The sequence below is a fragment of the Micrococcus sp. KRD070 genome (assembly GCF_017168435.1).
GTDB classification, from domain to species: Bacteria; Actinomycetota; Actinomycetes; order Actinomycetales; family Micrococcaceae; genus Micrococcus; species Micrococcus luteus.
This window is the reverse complement of the sequence record NZ_JABFNH010000017.1, coordinates 156,550-177,674: the sequence shown is the minus strand read 5'-3', so window position 1 is coordinate 177,674 and position 21,125 is coordinate 156,550. Positions and strand designations below refer to the sequence as shown.

Annotated in this window: 20 protein-coding genes; 11 read left to right on the top strand and 9 right to left on the bottom strand. The window is 74.4% G+C overall.

All coding sequences use genetic code 11. From position 1 onward, the window contains the following. Window positions 1-34 precede the first annotated feature (34 nt). Window positions 35-1,390, bottom strand: a complete 1,356-nt coding sequence (locus J1M38_RS06050; RefSeq protein WP_206481392.1) for a MarP family serine protease — start codon at window positions 1,388-1,390, stop codon at window positions 35-37. A 174-nt stretch (window positions 1,391-1,564) separates the two neighbouring features. Here J1M38_RS06050 and J1M38_RS06045 point away from each other — a divergent pair, with 174 nt between their 5' ends. Continuing rightward, complete coding sequence (locus J1M38_RS06045) at window positions 1,565-2,242, top strand: Crp/Fnr family transcriptional regulator (protein ID WP_002854021.1); 678 nt, start codon at window positions 1,565-1,567, stop codon at window positions 2,240-2,242. A 35-nt stretch (window positions 2,243-2,277) separates the two neighbouring features. On the opposite strand, the gene J1M38_RS06040 is transcribed toward J1M38_RS06045, so the two are convergent. From J1M38_RS06040 to J1M38_RS06025, 4 genes are read right to left on the bottom strand one after another with little or no spacing between them, the layout of a single operon-like run. Then, complete coding sequence (locus J1M38_RS06040) at window positions 2,278-3,180, bottom strand: hypothetical protein (RefSeq protein ID WP_061867653.1); 903 nt, start codon at window positions 3,178-3,180, stop codon at window positions 2,278-2,280. Then, complete coding sequence (locus J1M38_RS06035; protein WP_020628330.1) at window positions 3,170-3,670, bottom strand: RidA family protein; 501 nt, start codon at window positions 3,668-3,670, stop codon at window positions 3,170-3,172. The genes J1M38_RS06040 and J1M38_RS06035 overlap by 11 nt, the downstream gene beginning before the upstream one ends. Continuing rightward, window positions 3,667-3,834, bottom strand: coding sequence for a DUF4177 domain-containing protein (locus J1M38_RS06030; protein WP_010080276.1), 168 nt, complete (start codon window positions 3,832-3,834; stop codon window positions 3,667-3,669). Before J1M38_RS06030 ends, J1M38_RS06035 begins: the two co-directional genes overlap by 4 nt. Before the next feature lie 10 nt (window positions 3,835-3,844). Further along, a complete protein-coding gene (locus J1M38_RS06025) occupies window positions 3,845-4,852 on the bottom strand; it encodes an IS481 family transposase (protein ID WP_206481393.1) in 1,008 nt (335 codons plus the stop codon). A 413-nt stretch (window positions 4,853-5,265) separates the two neighbouring features. Between J1M38_RS06025 and J1M38_RS06020 the strand changes: the two genes are divergently transcribed. The 4 genes from J1M38_RS06020 to J1M38_RS06005 are packed head-to-tail and all read left to right on the top strand — an operon-like array spanning window position 5,266 to window position 12,165. Continuing rightward, on the top strand, window positions 5,266-7,449 hold the full coding sequence (locus tag J1M38_RS06020) for a transglycosylase domain-containing protein (RefSeq protein WP_206481972.1): 2,184 nt from the start codon (window positions 5,266-5,268) through the stop codon (window positions 7,447-7,449). A gap of 5 nt (window positions 7,450-7,454) precedes the next feature. Beyond that, on the top strand, window positions 7,455-8,423 hold the full coding sequence (locus J1M38_RS06015; RefSeq protein WP_134415832.1) for a metallophosphoesterase: 969 nt from the start codon (window positions 7,455-7,457) through the stop codon (window positions 8,421-8,423). 41 nt (window positions 8,424-8,464) lie between these two features. Further along, complete coding sequence (locus J1M38_RS06010; protein ID WP_158184902.1) at window positions 8,465-10,303, top strand: ABC transporter ATP-binding protein; 1,839 nt, start codon at window positions 8,465-8,467, stop codon at window positions 10,301-10,303. Then, window positions 10,300-12,165 (top strand): ABC transporter ATP-binding protein, encoded by a 1,866-nt coding sequence (locus tag J1M38_RS06005; RefSeq protein ID WP_134377250.1) that lies wholly within the window; start codon window positions 10,300-10,302, stop codon window positions 12,163-12,165. The genes J1M38_RS06010 and J1M38_RS06005 overlap by 4 nt, the downstream gene beginning before the upstream one ends. A gap of 65 nt (window positions 12,166-12,230) precedes the next feature. On the opposite strand, the gene J1M38_RS06000 is transcribed toward J1M38_RS06005, so the two are convergent. Both J1M38_RS06000 and purD read right to left on the bottom strand, forming a co-directional pair. Next, window positions 12,231-13,178, bottom strand: coding sequence for a phosphoribosylaminoimidazolesuccinocarboxamide synthase (locus tag J1M38_RS06000; RefSeq protein WP_044658867.1), 948 nt, complete (start codon window positions 13,176-13,178; stop codon window positions 12,231-12,233). Beyond that, entirely contained in the window at window positions 13,175-14,464 is a 1,290-nt protein-coding gene (purD, locus tag J1M38_RS05995; protein ID WP_060973806.1) for a phosphoribosylamine--glycine ligase, read from the bottom strand. The genes J1M38_RS06000 and purD overlap by 4 nt, the downstream gene beginning before the upstream one ends. 62 nt (window positions 14,465-14,526) lie before the next feature. On the opposite strand from purD, the gene J1M38_RS05990 reads away from it, so the two are divergent. Beyond that, entirely contained in the window at window positions 14,527-14,796 is a 270-nt protein-coding gene (locus J1M38_RS05990; RefSeq protein ID WP_020624424.1) for a hypothetical protein, read from the top strand. Window positions 14,797-14,838: 42 nt separating this feature from the next. On the opposite strand, the gene J1M38_RS05985 is transcribed toward J1M38_RS05990, so the two are convergent. Both J1M38_RS05985 and J1M38_RS05980 read right to left on the bottom strand, forming a co-directional pair. After that, the gene (locus J1M38_RS05985; RefSeq protein WP_060973807.1) at window positions 14,839-15,468 is read right to left on the bottom strand and encodes a response regulator transcription factor; all 630 of its coding nucleotides are present in this window, start codon (window positions 15,466-15,468) and stop codon (window positions 14,839-14,841) included. Then, the gene (locus tag J1M38_RS05980) at window positions 15,465-16,844 is read right to left on the bottom strand and encodes a sensor histidine kinase (protein WP_206481974.1); all 1,380 of its coding nucleotides are present in this window, start codon (window positions 16,842-16,844) and stop codon (window positions 15,465-15,467) included. The genes J1M38_RS05985 and J1M38_RS05980 overlap by 4 nt, the downstream gene beginning before the upstream one ends. Before the next feature lie 186 nt (window positions 16,845-17,030). On the opposite strand from J1M38_RS05980, the gene J1M38_RS05975 reads away from it, so the two are divergent. From J1M38_RS05975 to J1M38_RS05955, 5 genes are all read left to right on the top strand, one after another. Further along, window positions 17,031-18,182: an ABC transporter permease gene (locus J1M38_RS05975; RefSeq protein ID WP_182488335.1), complete on the top strand. Its 1,152-nt coding sequence runs from the start codon at window positions 17,031-17,033 to the stop codon at window positions 18,180-18,182. A gap of 79 nt (window positions 18,183-18,261) precedes the next feature. Further along, window positions 18,262-19,059, top strand: coding sequence for an ABC transporter ATP-binding protein (locus J1M38_RS05970; RefSeq protein ID WP_182488334.1), 798 nt, complete (start codon window positions 18,262-18,264; stop codon window positions 19,057-19,059). Between the two features lie 80 nt (window positions 19,060-19,139). Then, window positions 19,140-20,213: an asparaginase gene (locus J1M38_RS05965; RefSeq protein WP_095694921.1), complete on the top strand. Its 1,074-nt coding sequence runs from the start codon at window positions 19,140-19,142 to the stop codon at window positions 20,211-20,213. Further along, window positions 20,210-20,611 carry a sterol carrier family protein gene (locus J1M38_RS05960; protein WP_044658863.1) on the top strand — a complete coding sequence of 134 codons (402 nt, stop codon included), beginning with the start codon at window positions 20,210-20,212 and terminating at the stop codon, window positions 20,609-20,611. The genes J1M38_RS05965 and J1M38_RS05960 overlap by 4 nt, the downstream gene beginning before the upstream one ends. Before the next feature lie 141 nt (window positions 20,612-20,752). Next, window positions 20,753-21,125, top strand: a 373-nt coding sequence (locus J1M38_RS05955; RefSeq protein ID WP_206450374.1) for a hypothetical protein, incomplete at its 3' end; no start/stop codon positions are given.

Here is a 21,125-nt window from a genome sequence, read left to right as displayed (position 1 = left end):
AATGCGGGCATCAGGCGCGTGGCGCGGCGCCGGCTCAGCCGCCCGGGACGCAGTCCCCCGAAGGGACCGTGGCCGTCATTTCCGGGGCCGCGGCGACGACGGGGGCGATGGTGTCCGCCGTCAGGGCGTAGCCGACGGCGTCCGAGCCCGGGGCCCGGGCGAACACCAGACCGGCCAGGTTCCCGGCCGTGTCCACCACCGGGCCGCCCGAGTAGCCGTGGCGGATGTCCGCCGCGAGGGTGTAGACGTCCACCATGCTCGCGGCACCGGTCAGGACGTCGCCGAGCGGCACCTCGCCGACGGCCTGCACGGTCGCGGGGGTGGAGGCGAACGGGCCGCCGTCGGGATAGCCCAGGACGGAGGCCGACGCGCCGCCCGTCAGCTCGGCGCCGACCGGCATGACGGGCAGGTTCGCGTCGTCGACCGCCAGGACGGCGAGGTCGTGCGCCGTGTCCAGGTGGACGATCCGCGCCGCGTGCACGCCGCGGGCGCGGTCCGTCACGGTGGGGGCGTCCACGCCGAGGACCACGTGCGCGTTCGTGAGCACGCGGTCCGGGGCCACGGCCACGCCCGAGCCGCTCTGCACCTGGTTGCACTGCGCGGCCGTCCCGGTCAGCCGGACGACGGCGGCCGACGCCGAGGAGGCGGCGGGAGTCGAGGGGGCGGCCGTCGACGTCGACGAGGCGGGGGCGGTCGTCGTGGCCGACGGCGCGGCGGCGTCGTCGGGCTCCTCGGGGGTCGCCGAGGCGGACGGGGCGGACGTCGCGGTGTCGGACGGGGAGGAGGCGGCCGAGGGCAGACCCGGCGTCGCGGCCGGGGCCGGGGCGGCGCGGACGCCGTCGTCGGACTCCGGGACGGGGGCGGGCAGCTCGAGCTCCGGCAGCACGTCCAGGTCGGCGACGGCGGAGCGCGAGCGGGCGGCCCAGGCCAGGAGCGAGTCGGGCATCACGGTGTCCAGCGCCGTGATCACCTGCGAGCGGTTCACCTCACGGGTGACCGCGGTGGAGCCGGAGGCCGCGATGGAGAACGCCACGAGCCAGAGGACGAGGGCGCCCGCGAGACCGGCGGCGAGCGCGCCGAGCAGGCGGTCGACGAGTCGCAGGGCCGGCAGGTTCACGCGCAGCCGGATCGCCTCGCCGATGGCGGCGCCCACGTACTGGCCCGCCGCCACGAGCAGGACGAGGGTGGCGATCAGCGCGGCCCACCGCCACTGCGGCGCGGTGACGAACTCCGCCACCTCCGGCAGGGCGTAGAACGCGATCGCGGCACCGCCGACCAGGCCGACGAGGTTGCCCAGCACCACCCACAGGCCGCGACGGTGGCCCTGGACCAGGAGCATCGCGAGCGCGACGATGAGCAGGACGTCCAGCCACGTCAGACCCAGCGGCATGGGCGACCTCCTTCGGATGCGACGGCACCGGCCACGCACGGGGACCGCCCGCGCGCCCGGTGGAGGATCCAGGGTATCGGCCCGCACGGGGGTATGGGGCACAATGGACGCCAGTGAACCGGGCGGCTCCTCCGCCGCGGTGTGAGGAACTGCCCACAGAGAGGACACGCACACATGGATCTCGAGGTTCTGCGGAAGGCTCCGCTGTTCACCAACCTGGACGACGAGGTGTTCGCCATCCTCACCTCGGAGCTGACCGAGGTGGAGCTCTCCCGCGGCGCGTCCGCGTTCCACGAGGGCGACCAGGGCGATCAGCTGTACGTGATCATGTCCGGCAAGATCAAGCTCGGCCGCACCGCTTCGGACGGCCGCGAGAACCTCGTGGCCGTGCTCGGCCCCGGCGAGATCTTCGGCGAGATGGCCCTGTTCAACCCCGCCCCGCGCAACGCCACCGCCACCGCGGTGTCCGCCACGCGCCTGGCCGGTCTGCGCCATGAGAACCTGCGCCGCGCCATCGCCTCGTCGCCGGATGTGTCGGTCCAGCTGCTCCAGGCCCTGGCCCAGCGCCTGTCCAAGACCAACGAGTCCCTGGCGGACCTGGTGTTCTCGGACGTGCCGGGCCGCGTGGCCAAGGCGCTCCTGGACCTCGCGGACCGCTTCGGCCGGCCGGCCGCGGACGGCCTGCTGGTGGCGCACGACCTCACGCAGGAGGAGCTCGCCCAGCTGGTGGGCGCGTCCCGCGAGACCGTGAACAAGGCCCTGGCCGAGTTCGTCCAGCGCGGCTGGATCCGCCTGGAGAACCGCGCCGTGGTCATCCTGGACCTGCAGCGTCTGCGTCAGCGTTCGCGCTGACGCCCCCCGCCCTGCCGTGGAGCGGGCCACCCCGGTCAGTCCCGGGTGGCCCGCTCCACGCGCATCCGGGGGGTGCCGTCGTCGCCGGCCTCGGTGGCCAGATGGTATTCCGGCACGGGACCACGCCGGACACAGGGCGTGACGGAGAGCAGGAAGGCGGCGGCCGTCCGGTGCGCCGCGACCCGACGCACGATCACCTGCGTCAGCGGGGTCGCCACCTGGTCGAAGGGTGCCGTGCCCTCCGCCCCGGCGGGTCCGGGCAGCCGCAGCGGGCCGGCGAGCGCGCGACGCGCGGGCACCCACGCCTGAAGTTCGGGACCGGGTTCCTCGGATGCCGGCGCGGACTGCAGCGGTGGGGTCATCGTGGCGAACACGGCCGTGTCGAAGCGTCGGTGGACGTGGGGCGCGGATCGCCAGCGCATGACGGGGCGCAGCAGGTCGGCGCGCACCCCGAGGCCACGCGCGGCCAGCAGATGGGGCAGACTCTCCGAGCCCTCCTCGAGGGAGCTGCGGCCCCCGCCCCAGGTCTCGATGCGCGCCGTGGACACGACGTCCGTGTCGGAGCGACCGGCGAGGAGCACTCCGGCCTCGTCGTGGAGCTCGCGGACGGCGGCCACCACGTGCTGCCGCGCACGCCGCCGGTCCGTGGTCCCGAACGTGCGGGCCCACTGGGAGGGCTCGGGCCCGTACCACGGGCAGGAGTCGGCGTCGGACTCGAGGAGCGCGCCGCCGGGCAGGCCCACGCGGCCGAGCGGGGTGCGTCCCGCGCGGTGACGGAGGAAGACCTCCGGGCCGTCGTCACCGTCGCGCACGAGCACGACGGACGACGCGGGCCGGGACGGGCGGACCTGGCGGAAGCGCCGGTCCAGCCACTGGCGGGTGAGGTCTTCCTCCTGCCCCGGGACCGGCAGCAGCAGGCCGGCCGGGTCAGCGGACACGGACGGTGATCTCCACCTCGACGGGAGCGTCCATGGGCAGCACGGCCACGCCGACGGCGGAGCGCGCGTGGCGGCCGGCCTCGCCGAAGATCTCGGCCAGCACGTCCGAGGCGCCGTTCACCACGCCGGGCTGACCGGTGAACGCGGGGTCGGAGGCCACGAAGCCGACGACCTTGACGACCTGGGCGACCCGGTCCAGGTCGCCCACCAGCTCGTGCACCGCGGCCACCGCGTTCACGGCGCATGCCCGCGCGAGCTCCTGGGCGCGTTCGGGGGTGACCTCCGCGCCCACCTTGCCGGTGGCGGGCAGGGCGCCGGCCACGAAGGGGAGCTGGCCGGAGGTCAGCACGAGGTCGCCGTCCCGCAGCGCCGGGACGTAGGAGCCGACCGGCGCCGCGACGGCGGGTCGGTCGATGCCGAGCTCCGCGAGGCGGGCCGCGACGGCGCCGTCGCCCCAGGTGGGGGCCGAGGACTGCTCCGTCACGTTCACGCCGCCTTCGGACGCTTGAGGTAGGCCACGGGGTTGTTCCCCTCGGGGCCCGGGATCACCGTGACGAGCTCCCAGCCGTCCTCGCCCCACTGGTCGAGGATCTGCTTGGTCGCGTGGATGAGGAGGGGGATCGTGGCGTACTCCCACTGCGTCTGCTGAGTCATGGGACCCACCCTAGCTGTAGGAGGGCATGACGTTGTTGACTCGGGCCGGGGCCAGTGAGGCCGGAGGAGCGTCTCCGCAGGAGGTATGAGGCCGATGGTAGTTGTAGTGGTTCACCCACACCGCCAGGGCCTCACGCCGAGCTTGCTCTGAGGTGTACGGGCGGGCGTAGAGGACCTCGTCCACCATCAGCCGGTTGTACCTCTCCACCTTCCCGTTATGGCGCGGGGTGTAGGGGCGGATCCGGTGGTGCCGGCCCCCGAGCGAGACCACCTTCCGGGTGAAGTCCACGGCCCGGTAGTTGTTGCCGTTGTCCGTGATCACCCTGTCGATCCGGATCCCGTGGGCGGCGAAGAACGCCCGCGCCCGGCAGAAGAACCCGATCGTGGTCACCGCTTTCTCGTCCTCCAACGCCTCGGTGTAGGCCAGGCGGGTGAACCCGTCGATCGCCGAGTGCAGGTAGGTGTAGCCGACCCGTCGGCCAGGCCCGCGCTTGGCTGCTCGCGCGTTCTCGGAGTCCCGGCCGTGAGCACGCCAGCCGCCCCCCTCGGGGATGCGCCCGATCTTCTTCACGTCCAGGTGCACCATGTGCCCCGGCCCTCTCGCGGTGATCTTCTGGGGTCGTTGGCGCAGGTCTTCTCCGGCCGGGGTCAGGTCCCGTAGGCGGGAGATCCCGGCCCGGTGCAGCCACCGTCCCACGGTACGAAGACACACCCGGTGGCCCTCGGAGACGAGGTGGTGATGGATGCGGCGGGCTGACCACTTGCGCTCCCGGCGCAGGGTCTGGATCTGGGCCACCACCTCGGGGTCGAGCTGGGCAGGTGAACGGTGCGGCCGGCTGGGCAGGTCCTGAAGGCCGGCTTCTCCCTGGGCGCGGTAGCGGGCGACCCAGGTGGCCACCGTGGGCCGGCTCACCCGGAACTCGGCTGCCACGTGTGCCTGCGGGATCCCGTCGTGCAGGTGGCGGTGGACCATCCTGAGACGGCCGGTCGGGGTCAGGGGTGCGTTAGCGTGAGTCATGAGTGGGTCTTTTCGGGCAGGTGGGTTGTTGAGGAACTTCGGGCGTGTCAACTTGTCTGTGTAAGCGGGGTGGTCACAGGTAGGGGTTGATCCGGTCGGGGTAGGCCGCGGCGAGCTGGGCGAGGGCCTGCTTCCAGTTCGTGACGGCCTGACCTTCGACGAGCCGGCTGAGGCTTTCAGCTGCTCGACCAGGTCCTGGCCCGAGGGCTCGCCTGGGTTCTTCTCGTCGATCATGGTCATGATTCTTACCGTTCCTCTCGGTACGGCTTACACAGACCATCTGACACGCCCGGAGAGGCCCGCTCGTCTCATCTCAGCCCGTACCCCGTGGCAAGAACCTCATGACCCACAACACCTAGCCACCGGCGCGGACCCCGGAAGAGGTCCCAGGTGCCCGCGCTACACTCGCGCCCATGGCCTCCCGCACGACCCGCTTCCCCGCGCCCTCGAGCGCCCTCGGCCGCCTCCTCGCCTTCGTGGGCCTCTCGGCGGTGGCCGGCCTGCTCGTGGCGGCCCTCCTGCTGCCCGTCGCGGGCCTGGCCGGTGTCGCCGCCGCGTCGGGCCGGGAGATGCTGGACGAGCTGCCGGACGAGCTGCCCACGGAGCCGGTCTCCGTGCCGTCGCGCATCCTCTCGGAGGACGGTGAGGAGATCGCCGTCTTCTACGAGGAGAACCGCACCCCGGTCCCGCTGGACGAGATCTCGGAGCACATGCAGCACGCGATCGTGGCCATCGAGGACGAGCGCTTCTACGATCACGACGGCGTGGACGCGCGCGGCCTCATCCGCGCGACCGTGAACAACGCCACCTCCGACTCCACGCAGGGCGCCTCCACCCTCACCCAGCAGTTCGTGAACAACATGCTGGTGAACGTGCAGCAGATCCGCGGCGACTCCCGCCTCACCCTCTCCGGCTCCAAGAACATCGCGGACAAGGTCAAGGAGATCAAGCTCGCCGTCGCCGTCGAGGAGCAGATGTCGAAGGACGAGATCCTCGAGGGCTACCTCAACATCGTGCTGTTCTCCGGCCGTGCCTACGGGGTCGAGGCCGCCTCGCAGTACGTGTTCGGCAAGTCCGCCGCCGACCTGGAGAGCTGGGAGGCCGCCACGCTGGCCGGCATGGTCCAGTCCCCCACCCGGTTCGACCCGGCCCGCAATCCGGAGGAGGCCACGGAGCGGCGCAACCTCGTGCTGAACGCGATGAAGGACAACGGCTACCTCTCCCAGGAGGAGTACGACCACGCCGTCGCCCAGCCGATGGAGGTGGTCATGGAGTCCCGCCCCTCGGGCTGCCTCTACGCCAAGTTCGGCACCTACTTCTGCGACTACGTGGAGCGGCAGATCCTCGCCGACCCCACGTTCGGCCCGGACGTCCAGTCCCGCCAGGCCCTGCTGGACCGCGGCGGGCTCACCATCCGCACGACGATCGACTCGACGCTCCAGAAGGAGACCGAGAAGAACCTGCGCGCCTCGGTGCCCAACAACGAGTCGCTGGGCGCCGGCCACGCGCTCACCTCGGTGGAGGCCGGCACCGGCAACATCCGCACCATGGCCCAGAACACCGAGTACGCCATCCAGGACGAGCTCGGCCACACCTCGCTGAACTTCAACGTGGACAAGCAGTGGGGTGGCGGCCAGGGCTTCCAGGCCGGCTCCACGCTCAAGCCCTTCGTGGCACTGACGTGGCTGCGCAACGGCAACCGCCTGGTCGACTCCGTGGACGCCTCCCGGAACGTCTACCCCACGGGCACGCGGTTCGCTGCCTCGTGCCGCCCGGGCGGCTACACCACGGTCGGCGGCACCTGGCAGTTCAAGAACGTGGTCCCGGGCATGCTGCGGCAGGTGCGCGTGGACGAGGGCCTCTTCTGGTCGGTGAACACGCCGACCGTCGCCACCGCGTACCAGCTGGATCTGTGCGACATCACGAGCCTCACCACCCAGCTGGGCGTCACCCGCGCCCTGGACAGCTCCCCGTTGCAGCCGGACGACCCGTCCTTCCTGCTCGGCAAGGACTCGGTGGCCCCGCTCTCCCTGGCCGGCGCGTACGCCGCCATCGCCGCGAACGGCCTGTACTGCGAGCCGCGCGCCATCCTGGAGGTCACGGACACCGTCGGCAACCAGTACGACGTCGCCGACCCGCAGTGCGACCAGGTCATCGACCCGGACCACGTCCGGGAGCTGATGCCGGTCCTGCGCCACATCGGCGGCTTCAACATCGCCGAGGAGGGCGCCGGCTACGAGTTCGGCGGCAAGACGGGCACGAACGACAACGTGTCCTCCACGTGGTTCGTCGGGTTCACCAACAAGCTGGCCACCGCCGTGTGGACCGGCCGCTACAACAACCTGAAGACCATGACGGGCGAGACCGTCAACGGCGAGGTCCGCAACCCGTTCTACTCGACCTCCATCAACGGCCCGTCCTGGCTCGAGTACAACCAGTTGGCCAAGGAGAAGTTCCCGCCGGGTGAACTGCCCGAGTGGGACGGCCCGCAGTCGGAGGACCCGGGCGAGGCCGGCGAGCACCCGGACGGACGCCAGTTCCACATCGACGACCTGGACCGGGGCGGGCCGTTGCCCGAGGCGGTCCCGGGCTACTGACCGCGATGCGCCCCGCCGCCTCCCGCACCCGCCGCATGCTCCGTTCCGCAGCGCCTGCCGCCGTCGGGATGGCCACGACGGCGGGCCTCGGCCTGGCCTGGGGCCTCGTCGAGGCCGAGGCCCGGACGGTGCGCACGCACCGACTGGCCGTACTGCCGGCCGGGTCGGCGCCGCTGCGGGTGCTGCACCTCTCGGACATCCACCTGCTGCCCCGGCACCGGGCCAAGCGGGCGTGGCTGCGCGGATTGGATGTACTCGAGCCTGACCTCGTGGTCAACACGGGGGACAACGTGTCCGCCGCGGCGTCGGTGCCGCTCGTGCTCGACGCGCTCGGGCCGCTGCTGGCGCGGCCGGGCGTGTTCGTGCCCGGCTCCAACGACTACTACGCGCCCAAGGCGGCCAACCCCCTGCGGTACTTCGCGGGCCCCTCGCGCATGGACGCGGACCGGCCCCGGCTTCCCTCCGACGTCCTGTTCGGCGCGTTCCGCGCCGCCGGCTGGGCCGACCTGACGAACCGGGGCGTCGCCCTGGCCGTGCCGACCCGCGCCGGGACCACGCTCGAGGTCCTCGCCGCCGGCACCGACGACCCGCACCTCGGTCTGGACGCCTGGGCCGGCTTCCCCGGCCCCGCACACGACGACGGCGCCGGGCGGCCCGGCGGCGACGGGCGGTTCCGGCTGGGCGTCACCCACGCCCCGTACCGCCGCGTGCTGGACGCCATGACCGTCGACGGCGCCGATCTGCTGCTCGCCGGCCACACCCACGGCGGGCAGGTCTGCGTGCCGTTCCTCGGCGCGCTCGTCACCAACTGCGACCTGCCGCGCCGGCAGGCCTCCGGGGTCTCGACGTGGACGGCCGCGGGGCGGACCGTCCCGCTCGAGGTGTCGGCCGGCCTGGGGACCGCGCCGTCCGCGCCCGTGCGGTTCGCGTGCCGGCCCGAGGCCGTGGTGCTGGACCTGGTCCCGCGGGGCTGAGCCGCCTGTCCCGTCCGGGGCCGCGGGTACAGTGGAGCCCCGTGACCCGCACCACCTCTCCCGGCGCCTCGTCCCTGCGTGACGCCCTGGGCGGGATCGCACCGTACCTCGAGGGCGTGCGGGCGCGCTGGGTGCTCGGGCTCGCCTCGGCCATGGCGGCGGGCCTCGTGGCCCTGGCCATCCCGCAGGTCATCCACCTGCTCGTGGACACCGTGTTCACGGAGACCGTGCTCGCCCGGCCTTCCTCCCCCGACTCCCGCGCGGACGTGTGGCGGGCCGCCGGCCTGCTCACCGTGCTCGGCCTCGCCGAGGCCGCGTTCATCGGCCTGCGCCGGTACTTCATCCTCCCGCCGGCCGCCGGGGTGGAGAACCGGGCGCGCATCGCCCTGTTCGAACGGCTCCAGCGCCTGCCGGTGGCGTTCCACGACGCGTGGCCCTCGGGGCAGCTGCTCTCCCGGGCCCAGGGCGACCTCTCGCTCTTGCGGCGGTGGATCGCGTTCGGCTCGGTCATGCTCGTGGTGGACGTGGTGACCATCACCGTCGGCCTCGTCCTGCTGTTCCTGCTGTCCTGGCAGCTGGCCCTGCTCTACCTCGCCGCGGCCGTGCCGATCATGTGGGCGTCGTTCGGGTTCCGCAACGACTTCCGCGCCGCGTCCCGGCTCTCCCAGGACCAGGCCGGGGACCTCGCCACGTCCGTCGAGGAGTCGGTGCACGGCATCCGCGTCCTCAAGGCGTTCGGCCGCGGCGCGCACGCCCTCGACGGCTTCCGCGGGCGCGCCCGCACACTGCAGGGCACCGAGGTGCACAAGGCCTCGGTGCTGGCCCGGTTCATCGCGCTCATCGTGGCCCTGCCGGAGACGGTGCTGGGCCTGGGCCTCGCCCTGGGCCTGTGGCTCGTGGCGACCGGGGAGCTGACGGTGGGCGCGCTCGCCGCCTACTTCGCCACCGCGGCCGTGCTGGCCGGGCCGGTCGAGTCGGTGGGCCAGCTGATGGGCATGACGCTCTCGGCCCGCACGGCGATCGACCGCCACGTGGACGTCCTCGCCACGCCCGTGGACATCGCCTCGCCCACCGGGGAGGCCGCCGTCGTGCCCCCGGCCACCGGCGCGCTCGCGTTCCGCGGGGTGCGCTTCCGCTGGCCGGACGCGGACCCGGGGCGCGGGGAGCGCGACCTGCTCGACGGCGTCGACCTCGAGCTGGTGCCCGGCGAGACGATGGCCCTGGTCGGCGCGACCGGCGCCGGCAAGTCGACGCTGCTGCAGCTGGTCCCCCGGCTGCTCGACGTCACGGCGGGCTCCGTCTGCGTGGACGGGGTGGACGTGCGCCGGATGCCGCTCGAGGAGCTGCGCCGGCGGGTGTCCGTGGCGTTCGAGGACGCCACACTGTTCTCCGCGACCATCCGGCAGAACGTGCTGCTCGGCGCCCCGGCGGACGTGCTCGCGGACGGCCTCCACTCCCCCGCGGCGGACGCCCTGCTCGACCTCGCGCTCGAGACCGCGCAGGCGGGCTTCGTGGCGGACCTGGCGGACGGCGTCGAGACCGAGATCGGCGAGGAGGGCCTCAGCCTCTCCGGCGGACAGCGCCAGCGGATCGCCCTCGCCCGCGCGATCGCGGCACGCCCGGACGTGCTCGTGCTGGACGACCCCCTCTCCGCCCTCGACGTGCGCACCGAGGAGGCCGTGACCGCGCGCCTGCGCGAGGTCCTCGACGGGACGACCACCCTGATCGTGGCGCACCGTCCCTCCACCGTGGCCCTCGCGGACCGGGTCGCGGTGCTGGCGGACGGGCGGATCGAGGACGTGGGGACGCACCCCGAACTGCTGGCCCGCAGCGCCGTGTACCGGCACATCATCTCGAGCCGACCGGAGGAGCAGGCATGAGCGCCGCCGACGTGAGCCGCGTGCGCGGCGTGGGGGCCGAAGAGGACCTCGACTACACCCGCGCGGAGCGCCGCCACATCCGGCGCCGATCCTTCCGCCTGCTCGGCGAGCTCGCGCGGCCGGTCCGGGGGACGCTGCTGCTCACCGTGGTCTTCGTCCTCGTGTCCAACGCGGCGCGGGCGGCCGGTCCGCTGATCATCGCCTGGGCGATCGACGCGGAGCTGCCGCGCGTCGTCGAGGCCGTGCGGGCCGGCGAGTCCGTCTGGCCCATCCTCGTCCCCGTGGGCGGGGCGTACGTGGCGGCGGCCCTCGTCTCCGGCGGCCTGCTGGGGGCGTACACGTGGCTCACCGCGCGGGCGAGCCAGGCCATGCTGCTGAGCCTGCGGCTGCGCGTGTTCCGGCACACGCAGCGGCTGAGCCTCGGCTTCCACGAGCGGTACACGTCCGGGCGGGTGATCTCGCGGCAGACCTCGGACCTGGAGGCGCTGCGGGAGCTGCTGGACCAGGGCCTGTCCTCGCTCGTGTCCGGGCTGATGTTCATGTCGTTCACCGCGGCGTCCATCCTGCTGCTGGACCCGCCGTCGTTCCTCGTGCTGCTGGGCGCGGCCGTGCCGGTGGCGATCGTGACGCGCTGGTACCAGGTGCGGTCCGAGGAGGCGTACCGGCGGTCGCGGGTGTCCTCGGCGCGGTCGATCGTGCACTTCGTGGAGACCATGACCGGCATCCGCGCGGTCCAGGCCTTCCGGCGGGAACGGGACAACGACGCGCGGTACCGCGACTTGGCCACGGCCTACCGGGACGACATGGTGGCCACGCTCAACCTGTTCGGCATCCTGCAGCCGGTGCTCGTGGCGACGGGCAACCTGACGGTGGCGGCGCTGCTCGTGACCGGGGGCCTGCGCGTGCTCGACGGCGACCTCGAGGTGGGGGTGCTCGTGGCGCTCCTGCTGGCCGGACGGCGCGTGTTCCAGCCCATGGAGATGGTGGCGATGTTCTACTCGTCGCTGCAGTCCGCGACGGCGGCGCTCGAGAAGGTCTCCGGCCTGCTCGAGGAGGAGCCCACCGTGGTGGAGGCCGCCGAGCCCACGCCGCTGCCCGGGGCCGACGCTCCGGGGACGGGCGTGGCGTCCGGGCGGGTGGAGTTCCGGGACGCGGTGTTCAGCTACGGGCCGGACCGGGTGGTGCTGCCGGAGTTCGACCTCGTGATCCCGGCGGGTCAGACCGTGGCCGTGGTGGGCCAGACGGGCGCGGGCAAGTCGACGCTGGCCAAGCTCATCGCCCGGTTCTACGACGTGTCCACCGGCTCGCTGACACTGGACGGGGTGGAGCTGCGCGAGCTCAGCCAGGCGGATCTGCGGCGCAACGTGGTGATGGTGACCCAGGAGGCGTTCCTGTTCTCCGGGTCGATCGCGGAGAACATCGCCCTCGGCCGGCCCGACGCCACCGAGGCCGAGATCCAGGCGGCCGCCCGGGCGGTGGGGGCGCACGACTTCATCCTGGGGCTGCCCGAGGGCTACGCGACCGACGTCGCCAAGCGCGGCGGGCGGCTGAGCGCGGGGCAGCGGCAGCTCGTGTCGTTCGCGCGGGCGTTCCTCGCGGACCCCGCCGTGCTGATCCTGGACGAGGCGACGTCGTCGCTGGACCTGCCGAGCGAGCGGCTCGTGCAGGCCGGGCTGGAGCGGCTGCTGGGGAACCGGACGGCGCTGATCATCGCCCACCGGCTCAGCACCGTCGAGACCGCCGACCGGGTGCTCGTGATGCACGATGGCCGGATCATCGAGGACGGCAGCCCCGCCGAGCTGGTGGCGGCCGACGGCCGGTTCGCGGCGCTGCACCGGGCCTGGGAGGACTCGCTCGCCTGATGGGTGGCGCGCCCGACGCGCTTTCGAACGTGGCAGAGGGCCTACCCCACGTTCGAAAGTCCGGGTCAGGCGTCGAAGGGGCGGCCCGTCAGGCGCTCGTACGCCTCCACGTAGCGGTCGCGGGTCTTGGCCACGACGTCGGCGGGCAGCGCCGGCGGGGCCTCCCCGCTGGTCTTGTCCCAACCGGAGTCGGGGCCCGTGAGCCAGTCGCGGACGAACTGCTTGTCGAAGCTCGCCTGGGGGCGGCCGGGCTCGTAGTCCTCGGCGTCCCAGAACCGGGAGGAGTCCGGGGTGAGGACCTCGTCGCCCAGCACCACCTGGCCGGTGGCCGGGTCCACGCCGAACTCGACCTTCGTGTCCGCCAGGATGATGCCGGCCTCGCGGGCGATCGCCTCGGCGCGGGCGTACAGGTCCAGGGTGAGGAACCGCAGGCGCTCGGCGGCCTCGGTGCCCACGCGCTCGACCATCTGCTCGAACGTGATGTTCTCGTCGTGCTCGCCGACCTCGGCCTTCGCGGACGGCGTGAAGATCGGCGGGTCGACCCGCGAGCCGTCCACGAGCCCGGCGGGCAGCGGCAGGCCGGCCACCGTGCCCGACGCGCGGTACTCGGCCAGGCCGGAGCCGGTCAGGTAGCCGCGGGCGATGCACTCCACGGGGAACATGTCCAGGCGCTTGACGATCATCGCCCGCCCGGCCACGGCCGCGGGCACGTCCGTGCTCACCACGTGGTGCTCGACCGGCTCGGCGTGGGCCCCGTTGTAGCCCTCGGCCAGCTTCTCGAACCACCACAGGGTCAGCCGGGTGAGGATGGCGCCCTTGTCCGGGATCGGCGGCTCCAGCACGTGGTCGTAGGCGCTGATCCGGTCGGAGGCCACCACGAGCAGCGTCGCGGACCGCCCCGGCTCGGCGTCGGCGGGCTCGTACAGGTCCCGCACCTTGCCCGAGTAGACGTGCCGCCAGCCCGGCAGCTCGAGGGCCTCGGCCCCCGTGAACCCCACGCGCTCCCCGCTCACTTCGCTCCCTCCGTCCCGGGCACGGTGATCTCGCCGCGCTCGGCCTTGAGTCCGATGTCCGTGCGCCACTGGGCGCCGTCGAACCGGATGCGCTCGACGCCCGCGTAGGCGCGCTCGCGCGCTTGGGCCAGGTCCGCCCCGCGCCCGACGACGGCCAGCACCCGGCCGCCCGCCGTCACCACGTCCTCACCGGACACCGCGGTGCCCGCGTGGATCACGTGCACGCCCTCGAGGCCGGCCGCGTCGGCCAGCCCGTTGATCACGTCGCCCTTCGAGGAGGAGGCCGGGTAGCCGGCCGAGGCCATGACCACGTCCACGGCGACGTCGTCGCTCCACTCGAGTCGACGGTCCGCGCCGAGCCGGCCGGCCGCGGCGTCGGCGAGCAGCCCGCCCAGGGGCGTCTCGAGGCGGGCGAGCACGGCCTGGGTCTCGGGGTCGCCGAAGCGCACGTTGAACTCGATGACCTCCACACCCTTGGCGGTCACGGCCAGGCCGCAGAACAGCACGCCCGTGAACGGGGTGCCGCGGCGGGCCATCTCGGCGAGCACGGGGCGGGCCACGCGGTCCATCACCTCGTCCGTGAAGCCCTCGGGCAGCCACGGCAGCGGCGTGTACGCGCCCATGCCGCCGGTGTTGGGGCCGGCGTCGCCGTCGTGGATGCGCTTGAAGTCCTGGGCGGGGGTGAGGGCGACGGCGTCCTCGCCGTCGCAGATCACGAAGAGGGAGACCTCGGGGCCGTCCAGGAAGTCCTCGATCACCACGGTGCCGCCGGCGGCGAAGCAGGCCTCGGCGTGGGCGAGGGCCTCGGCGCGGTCGGAGGTGACCACGACGCCCTTGCCCGCAGCCAGACCGTCGTCCTTGACGACGTGCGGGGCGCCGAACTCGTCAAGGGCGGCGGCGGCCTCCGCGGCGGTGGTGCACACGCGGGAGCCGGCGGTGGGCACGCCCGCGGCGGACATGACCTCCTTGGCGAAGGCCTTGGACGCCTCGAGCTGCGCGGCGGCCTGCGAGGGGCCGAACACGGCGAACCCGGCCTCGCGCAGGGCGTCGGAGACGCCGGCGGCCAGCGGGGCCTCGGGACCGACGACGACGAGGTCGGCCCCCAGCTCGCGCGCGAGCTCCACGACGGCGGCCGGGTCGGTGGCCTCGACGGCGTGGAGGGTGGCGAGGTCGGCCATGCCGGCGTTGCCGGGCGCCGCGTGGAGGGCGCTGACCTGCGGATCACGGGAGAGGGCGGTGAGCAGCGCGTGTTCGCGGCCGCCGTTGCCGAGCACAAGGGTCTTCACGAGCCTCAAGCCTACGCGGTGGCCCTGGCCCGGCCCGGCCCGTGGCCCCTACGGTGGAGCGCATGACGATGCCTCCCCTCCACCACGGTCAGCCCGGCGACGACGGCGACCCCCGTGACCCCCGCCACCGGCCCGGCGCGGGGCTGGGACCCGGGCTGCGCTCGGCCTGGACGTTCGTCGGCGTGATGTTCACGTGCGCCCTGATCGTCTTCTGGACGCTGCGGGGGCTCGGCGTCCAGCGCGGCGACCTCAGCCTGCCCGCCGCGCTCGGCGTGCTGGCGCTGGCCGCCGTCGCCGCGGCGGTGATCACCCGGTACGTGCGGCGCCGCTGAGCAGGGCTGGGCCCTCCAGGGCCGGCCGCCCCGGCCTGTCCGTCAGCGGATGATGCGCCGTCGCCGGGCCTCGTCGACGGCGCGCGTGCGGTTGTCCACCCCGAGCTTCTGGAAGATGTGCACCAGGTGCGTCTTCACGGTGGCCTCGGAGATGAACAGCTCCTTCGCGGCCACCTTGTTCGTGGCGCCCCGCGCGATCAGCTCGAGCAGCTGGATCTCCCGCTCGGACAGCACCTCGGAGCCGCCGGACATGCGCCCCATCAGCGTGGCCGCGACCTGCGGGGCCAGCGCCTTGCGCCCCGCCGCCGCCTGCCGCACCGCCGAGGCGATCTCCTCGCTCGGGGCGTCCTTGAGCAGGTAGCCGGCAGCGCCCGCGTTCACGGCCGCGAGGATGTCCGCCTCCGTGTCGAAGGTCGTCAGGATCAGCACCTGCACCCCCGGCCACCGCTCCCGCACCGCGCGGGTGGCGGTCACGCCGTCCATCCCCGCGCCCATCTGCAGGTCCATCAGCACGACGTCCACCGCGGGCTCGCCCGCCTCCAGGACGCCGATCGCCTCCGCCCCGTCGGCGGCCTCGGCCACCACGGTCAGGTCCGGGTGCGCCTCGACGACGGCCCGCACCCCCGCCCGGACCACGGGGTGGTCGTCCACCAGCATCACGCGCACGCTCATGCGGTCTCCTCGCTCTCGGTCTGCTCGGGATCAGCGCTCCGGCCGGCCCCGGCGGCGACCAGCGGCACCCGCAGCGCCACCACGGTGCCCTCGCCGGGGGCCGACTCGACGGTGGCCTCGCCGCCCACCGCCGCGAGGCGCTCGCGCACGCTCGCCAGTCCCACGCCGGTCCCCACCCCCGGGTCGGCACCGGCGGCTCCGGCCCGGGCGCGGGCCGCGACGACGGCCGGGTCGAACCCCGCGCCGTCGTCGGCCACGTCCACCGTCAGCTCGTCGCCGAGGTAGCCCAGCGTGACGCGGGCGCGATGGGCGCCCGCGTGGGCGCCGACGTTCGCCAGGGAGGCCTGCACGGCTCGCAGCACGGCGGTCTCCACGGCCTCGGCGACCGCGACCGGCTCGCCCACGACCTCGACGTCCGCGGCCACGGGTGTCCCGGCGGCGGCCTGCCGGTCGGCGAACCCGGTGACCGCTCGTTCGAGCGCCTCGATGAGGGACGGTGCCCCGGTGCCGCGCAGGTCGCGGACGAAGCGGCGGGACTCGGCGAGGTTCTCGGCGGCCGTGGCGCGCACGGTCTCCATGCGCTGCCGGGCGAGGGCGGGGTCGGCGGCGTCGAGCGCGTCCTGGGCCGCGCGCGAGACCAGCACGATCGAGGCCAGCCCCTGGGTGAGGGTGTCGTGGATCTCGCGGGCGAACCGCTCCCTCTCGGCGCTCACCCCCGCCCGGTGCTCGGTGCGCGCGAGCTCGGCCTGCGCGGCGCGCAGCTGCTCGGCCACGGCACGCTGGCGCTCGGACTCGGCGTGCAGGGCGCGGTACGCCCCGGAGAGCACCACGGCCACGGCGGCGCCCACCAGCGGACCAATGACGGCCGGCACCCGCACGCCGCCGGCGCCCGCCGCCATCCCGGCCACCACGACGACGGCCATCGCCACCACCAGCGCGGGCCCGACCACGTGGCGCACCCAGGCCTGCCGGGCCACCCGGTCGACCACGTGCAGGACGACGAAGAAGAGGGGGAAGGCGACCCACGCGAAGTCGCCGTGGTGGGCCACGAGCAGGCCCCACAGCAGCAGCACCAGGGCCAGCCAGGCGACCGCCGGACCGCGGCCGACGTCGTCGCCCCGGGCCCACCGGCGCCGCTCCAGCACGGTCCCGGCCAGGTAGACGCCCGCCAGCGCGGCGGTCAGCAGCACCAGGGTGGTGGCCGGGAACGGACCGGAGGACGCCTCCGGGGACCGGTCCGCGAGCGCGCGCGCCAGCCCCACGGTGAGCAGCGCGGCGAACGTGACGTGCAGGGCCACGCGCAGGCCGGCGAGCACGGCAGTGGTGCCGGTCTCGGTGGCCGCGGGGGGCACGGCGGCGCGGGGGGCGGCGGACATGGCTCCACCCTAGGGCGCGCCCCGGACGCGACGACGGCTCGTGGCCCCGGGGCCGCGCCGTTCCGCCGCCGGGATCAACCATTCGGTTGACCGGGTCCAGCCGCCGCGGGCGATGTGGCGACCCCTCCCCGCGCGCGACCGTGGAGGCAACCTCAGGACAGACCTCGTCAGGAAAGGACGCGCCCCGTGTTCCTCGCACTCCGCGACCTCCGCTTCGCCACCGGACGGTTCGCCCTCATGGGCTCCGTGGTGGCCCTCATCAGCCTGCTGCTCGTCATGCTCTCCGGCCTCACGGCCGGCCTGGGCGGGCAGAACACCGCCGCGATCGACCGCCTCGGCGAGCAGGGCGTGCAGCGTCTGGCCTTCGGCGGCGCGGCGGACCAGGAGCCCACCGCGTCGTTCACCCAGTCCGAGTTCACCGTGGCCCAGCGCGACGCGTGGGCGGCCACGGACGGCGTGGCCTCCGTCGAGCCGCTCGGCGTGAGCCAGGGTCGGGCCATCGGCCTCGAGCACCCCGTGGACACAGACCCGCAGGGTCGCGCGGACGTGTCCGGCGAGCCCACCACCGGCGTGGCCACCACCGCGTTCATCGGTCTCACCCCGGGCGGCTCCGACGCGCCGGCCGGCGTCGAGCCCGGGCAGATCGTGCTCAGCCAGGACGTGGCCGACTCCCTCCACGCCCAAACGGGTGACGCCGTCGCGGTCTCCGGCTCCGTCTACACCGTGGCCGACGTCGTGCCGACCGAGTACTACTCCCACTCCCCCGTGACGTGGCTGGCGCTCGAGGACTGGAACGCCATCTCGCACACCGCCGACGACGCGGTGCTCGGCACCGCCGGCCTGGTGCGCTTCGCCGCCGACGCCGATCTCGATGCCGTGGCCGCCGCCGGCGACCACGCCGCGGGCACCGTCGCCGAGACCGTGAAGGGCTCCTACGCCGCCCTGCCCAGCTACCGGTCCGAGAACGGCTCCCTGATGACCATGCAGGGCTTCCTGTACGGCATCTCGGCGCTCGTGGTGATCGCGTTCCTGTCCATCTGGACGGTGCAGCGCACCCGCGACATCGCGGTGCTCAAGGCCCTCGGCGGCTCGAACGGCTGGGTGCTGAAGGACTCGCTCGCGCAGGCCGCGTTCGTGCTCGTCGGCGGCGTGGCCGTGGGCACCGGGCTGGCCACCGTGATCGGCGCGTTCGCGGGGCGGGCCGTCCCGTTCGAGCTCTCGTGGGCCACCACCGCGGTGCCCGCCGCCGGGGTCCTCGTGCTCGGCATGCTCGCCGCCGTCGTGGCGGTCTACCGCGTCACCCGGATCGACCCGCTGGTCGCCCTCGGCGGCAACTGACCGCCCCGACGACGGCGCCGCCCGGCGCCGTCGTCCCCCTCGGCTCCGCCTCGCCCCCGCTTGGAGAAAGGACCTCCCCATGACCACCCTCACCGCCCCGCAGGCCGACCTCGACGCCCTCCGCACCCCGGCCGCCGCGGCCGCCCACCGCGTCGCCGGCGAGCGCCCTGTCGCCGCGTCCGACGCCACCCCCGCGCTGTCCGTGCGCGACCTCGTGCTGGAGTACCCGGACGGCGAGCGCGGCGTTCTGCGCGCCCTGGACGAGGTGAGCCTGGACCTGCTCCCCGGCACCTTCACCGCGATGGTCGGCCCGTCCGGCTCGGGCAAGTCCTCCCTGCTGGCGGTGGCCGCGGGCCTCGTGACGCCCACCTCCGGCAGCGTGTCCGTGGCCGGTCGCGAGATGGCCGGGCTGTCCCGGAAGGAGCGCACCGCGCTGCGCGGCCAGGAGATCGGCATGATCTTCCAGCAGCCGAACCTCATCCCGTCCCTCACCGCGGCCGAGCAGCTCGAGCTGACCGTGCACCTGGACCGCGACGCCACCCGCGCCGACCGCAGGGCCGCCAAGGCCCGGGCCCTGGAGCTGCTCGAGCGTGTGGATCTGGCCGACCAGGCCGGCAAGCGCCCGCACCAGCTCTCGGGCGGCCAGCGGCAGCGCGTGAACATCGTGCGCGCGCTCATGGTCTCCCCGACGCTGCTGCTCGTGGACGAGCCCACCTCCGCGCTGGACCGTGAGCGCTCGGCCGCCGTCGTAGACCTGCTGGGCACGCTGACCCGCGAGGAGCAGGTGGCGACGCTCATGGTCACGCACGACCACGAGTTCCTCTCCGCCACGGACCGCACCCTGACCATGGTGGACGGGCGGCTCTCCGCGGAGTGAGCCGGTGATGCCGCCGTCCCCGACCCGGCCCACCGGCCCGGACGCCCGGCGCGTCCGGGGCCCTCGCTACCCTGGACCGCATGACCCACGCCACCGTCGCCCCCGCGGGCGACACCTTCGCCCTGTCCGACGCCGTCGAGCTCGTGGAGACCGTCCGCAACGGCTTCGTCGAGTCCCGGACGGCGGGCGCCGCCGTCGTGACCGGCCCGGACGGGCGGGTGCTGGCCGGGCTCGGCCCCGCGGACGCGCTGATCTACCCGCGCTCCACGCTGAAGCCGTTCCAGGCCGTCGCGTCGCTGCGCCACGGGGCGGCGCTGGAGGGCGAGGCCCTGTCCATCGCGTGCGGCTCGCACCGGGGCACGCTCCGGCACCAGGCGCTGGCCGAGCGCATGCTCGCGGACGCCGGCCTCGACGCGTCCGCCCTGCAGTGCCCGCCGGCCTGGCCCGCGGACACCTCCGAGGTCGTGGCCCAGGTCCGCCGCGACGGCGAGGCCGCCGCCGCGACCCCGCTGGCCTTCAACTGCTCCGGCAAGCACGCCGGCTTCCTCGCGGCCTGCGCGGCATCCGGGCACGACGTCGCCACGTACCTCGACCCGGCGCACCCCCTGCAGCGCGAGGTGGACGCGGTGATCGCCGAATACTGCGGCGAGCCGGTGGCCCACACCGGTGTGGACGGCTGCGGCGCCCCCGCCGCCGTCATCTCGCTGGCGGGCCTGGCCCGCGGCATCGGGCGGGTCGCCGCGGCACCCGGCCGCGCCGACGCGGACCCGCACGCGGCCGCCGTCGCCACCGCGATGCTCGAGCACCCGTGGGCCGTCCACGGGGAGACGAGCTCCAACACCGTGGTGATGCGCGAGCTCGGCCTGCTCGCCAAGGCGGGCGCGGACGGCGTGCTCGTCATGGCCGCGCCGGACGGCACGGCCGTGGCCGTCAAGGCACTCGACGGCGGCACGCGGGCCGGCGACCTGGTCGCGCTCGCGCTGCTGGCCCGGTTCGCCCCGGACCACGTGGACCGGGCGACGCTGCCGGGCGTGCTGGCCGCCGTCGTGCCCCCGGTGCTCGGCCGGGGCGAGCCGGTCGGCGAGATCCGCCTGGCCGCGCCGGTGCGGGACCTCGTGGGGGACGTCCTGCCGGCCTTCGAGGCGCGGGCGTGACCACCGGCTCCGTGCCCCGCCGCCGGGTGCCTGTCGTCGAGGGCCACGCGGCGCTGCTGGCGTGGGCACGCGCCCACGAGGAGGACCCCGCGGCGGCCGCCGCGCTGCCGCGCCCCACGCGGGCCATGGCGGTGCGCTTCGCGCTCGAGGAGCTGGCGACCCGCGTGCCCGGGAACTCGGTGGAGGTGCGCGTGCCGCCCTTCGGCGTCGCCCAGTGCCTCCCCGGGCCCCGGCACACCCGCGGCACCCCGCCCAACGTGGTGGAGATGGACGCCGTGACATGGCTGTCCCTGGCCACGGGGCTGACGACCTGGGAGGACGCGACGGCGGCCGGCGGCGTGCGCGCCTCGGGCGTGCGGGCCGACCTCGGCGCGCACCTGCCGCTCGTGCGGCCGTGAGCGAGGGGTGTCCGGCAGTCCTCTCGGCGGCACCGACCGTTCGAACGTCGGCACCGTTCCGCGTCGCGGGATGCAGCTGTGCCGATCCCGCCGCGGGCACCCGGGACTGGCCCCAGCGGCCGACTCGATAGACTGGCGCGCATGACCTCCGCCCCCGAGCCGACCCCCGATCAGCGCGCCTACACCGTCCGTCGCGCCCCGCGGCTGACCGCGGTGCTCGCGGTGGCGCTCGCGCTCGGCCTGCTGATCGCACTCGTGATTACCACCGCGGTCCACGCCTCCCCCACCCCGCCCGCGGACCCGTACTCCGGCATCCCGCTCTCCTTCTCGGAGACGTTCGGCTTCGCATCGCTGCTGAGCATGCTCGGCACGAGCGTGCTCGGGCTGCTCGTGTGGCTGCTGCTGGACCGCCGCTCCCGGTCGACCGCGCGCACCGTGGTCCTCGAGCGCACCGACGACCCGGCCGTGGCGGACGTCCGCCTGGACCGTGTGGACGCGGGTGCCCCGCCCGCCC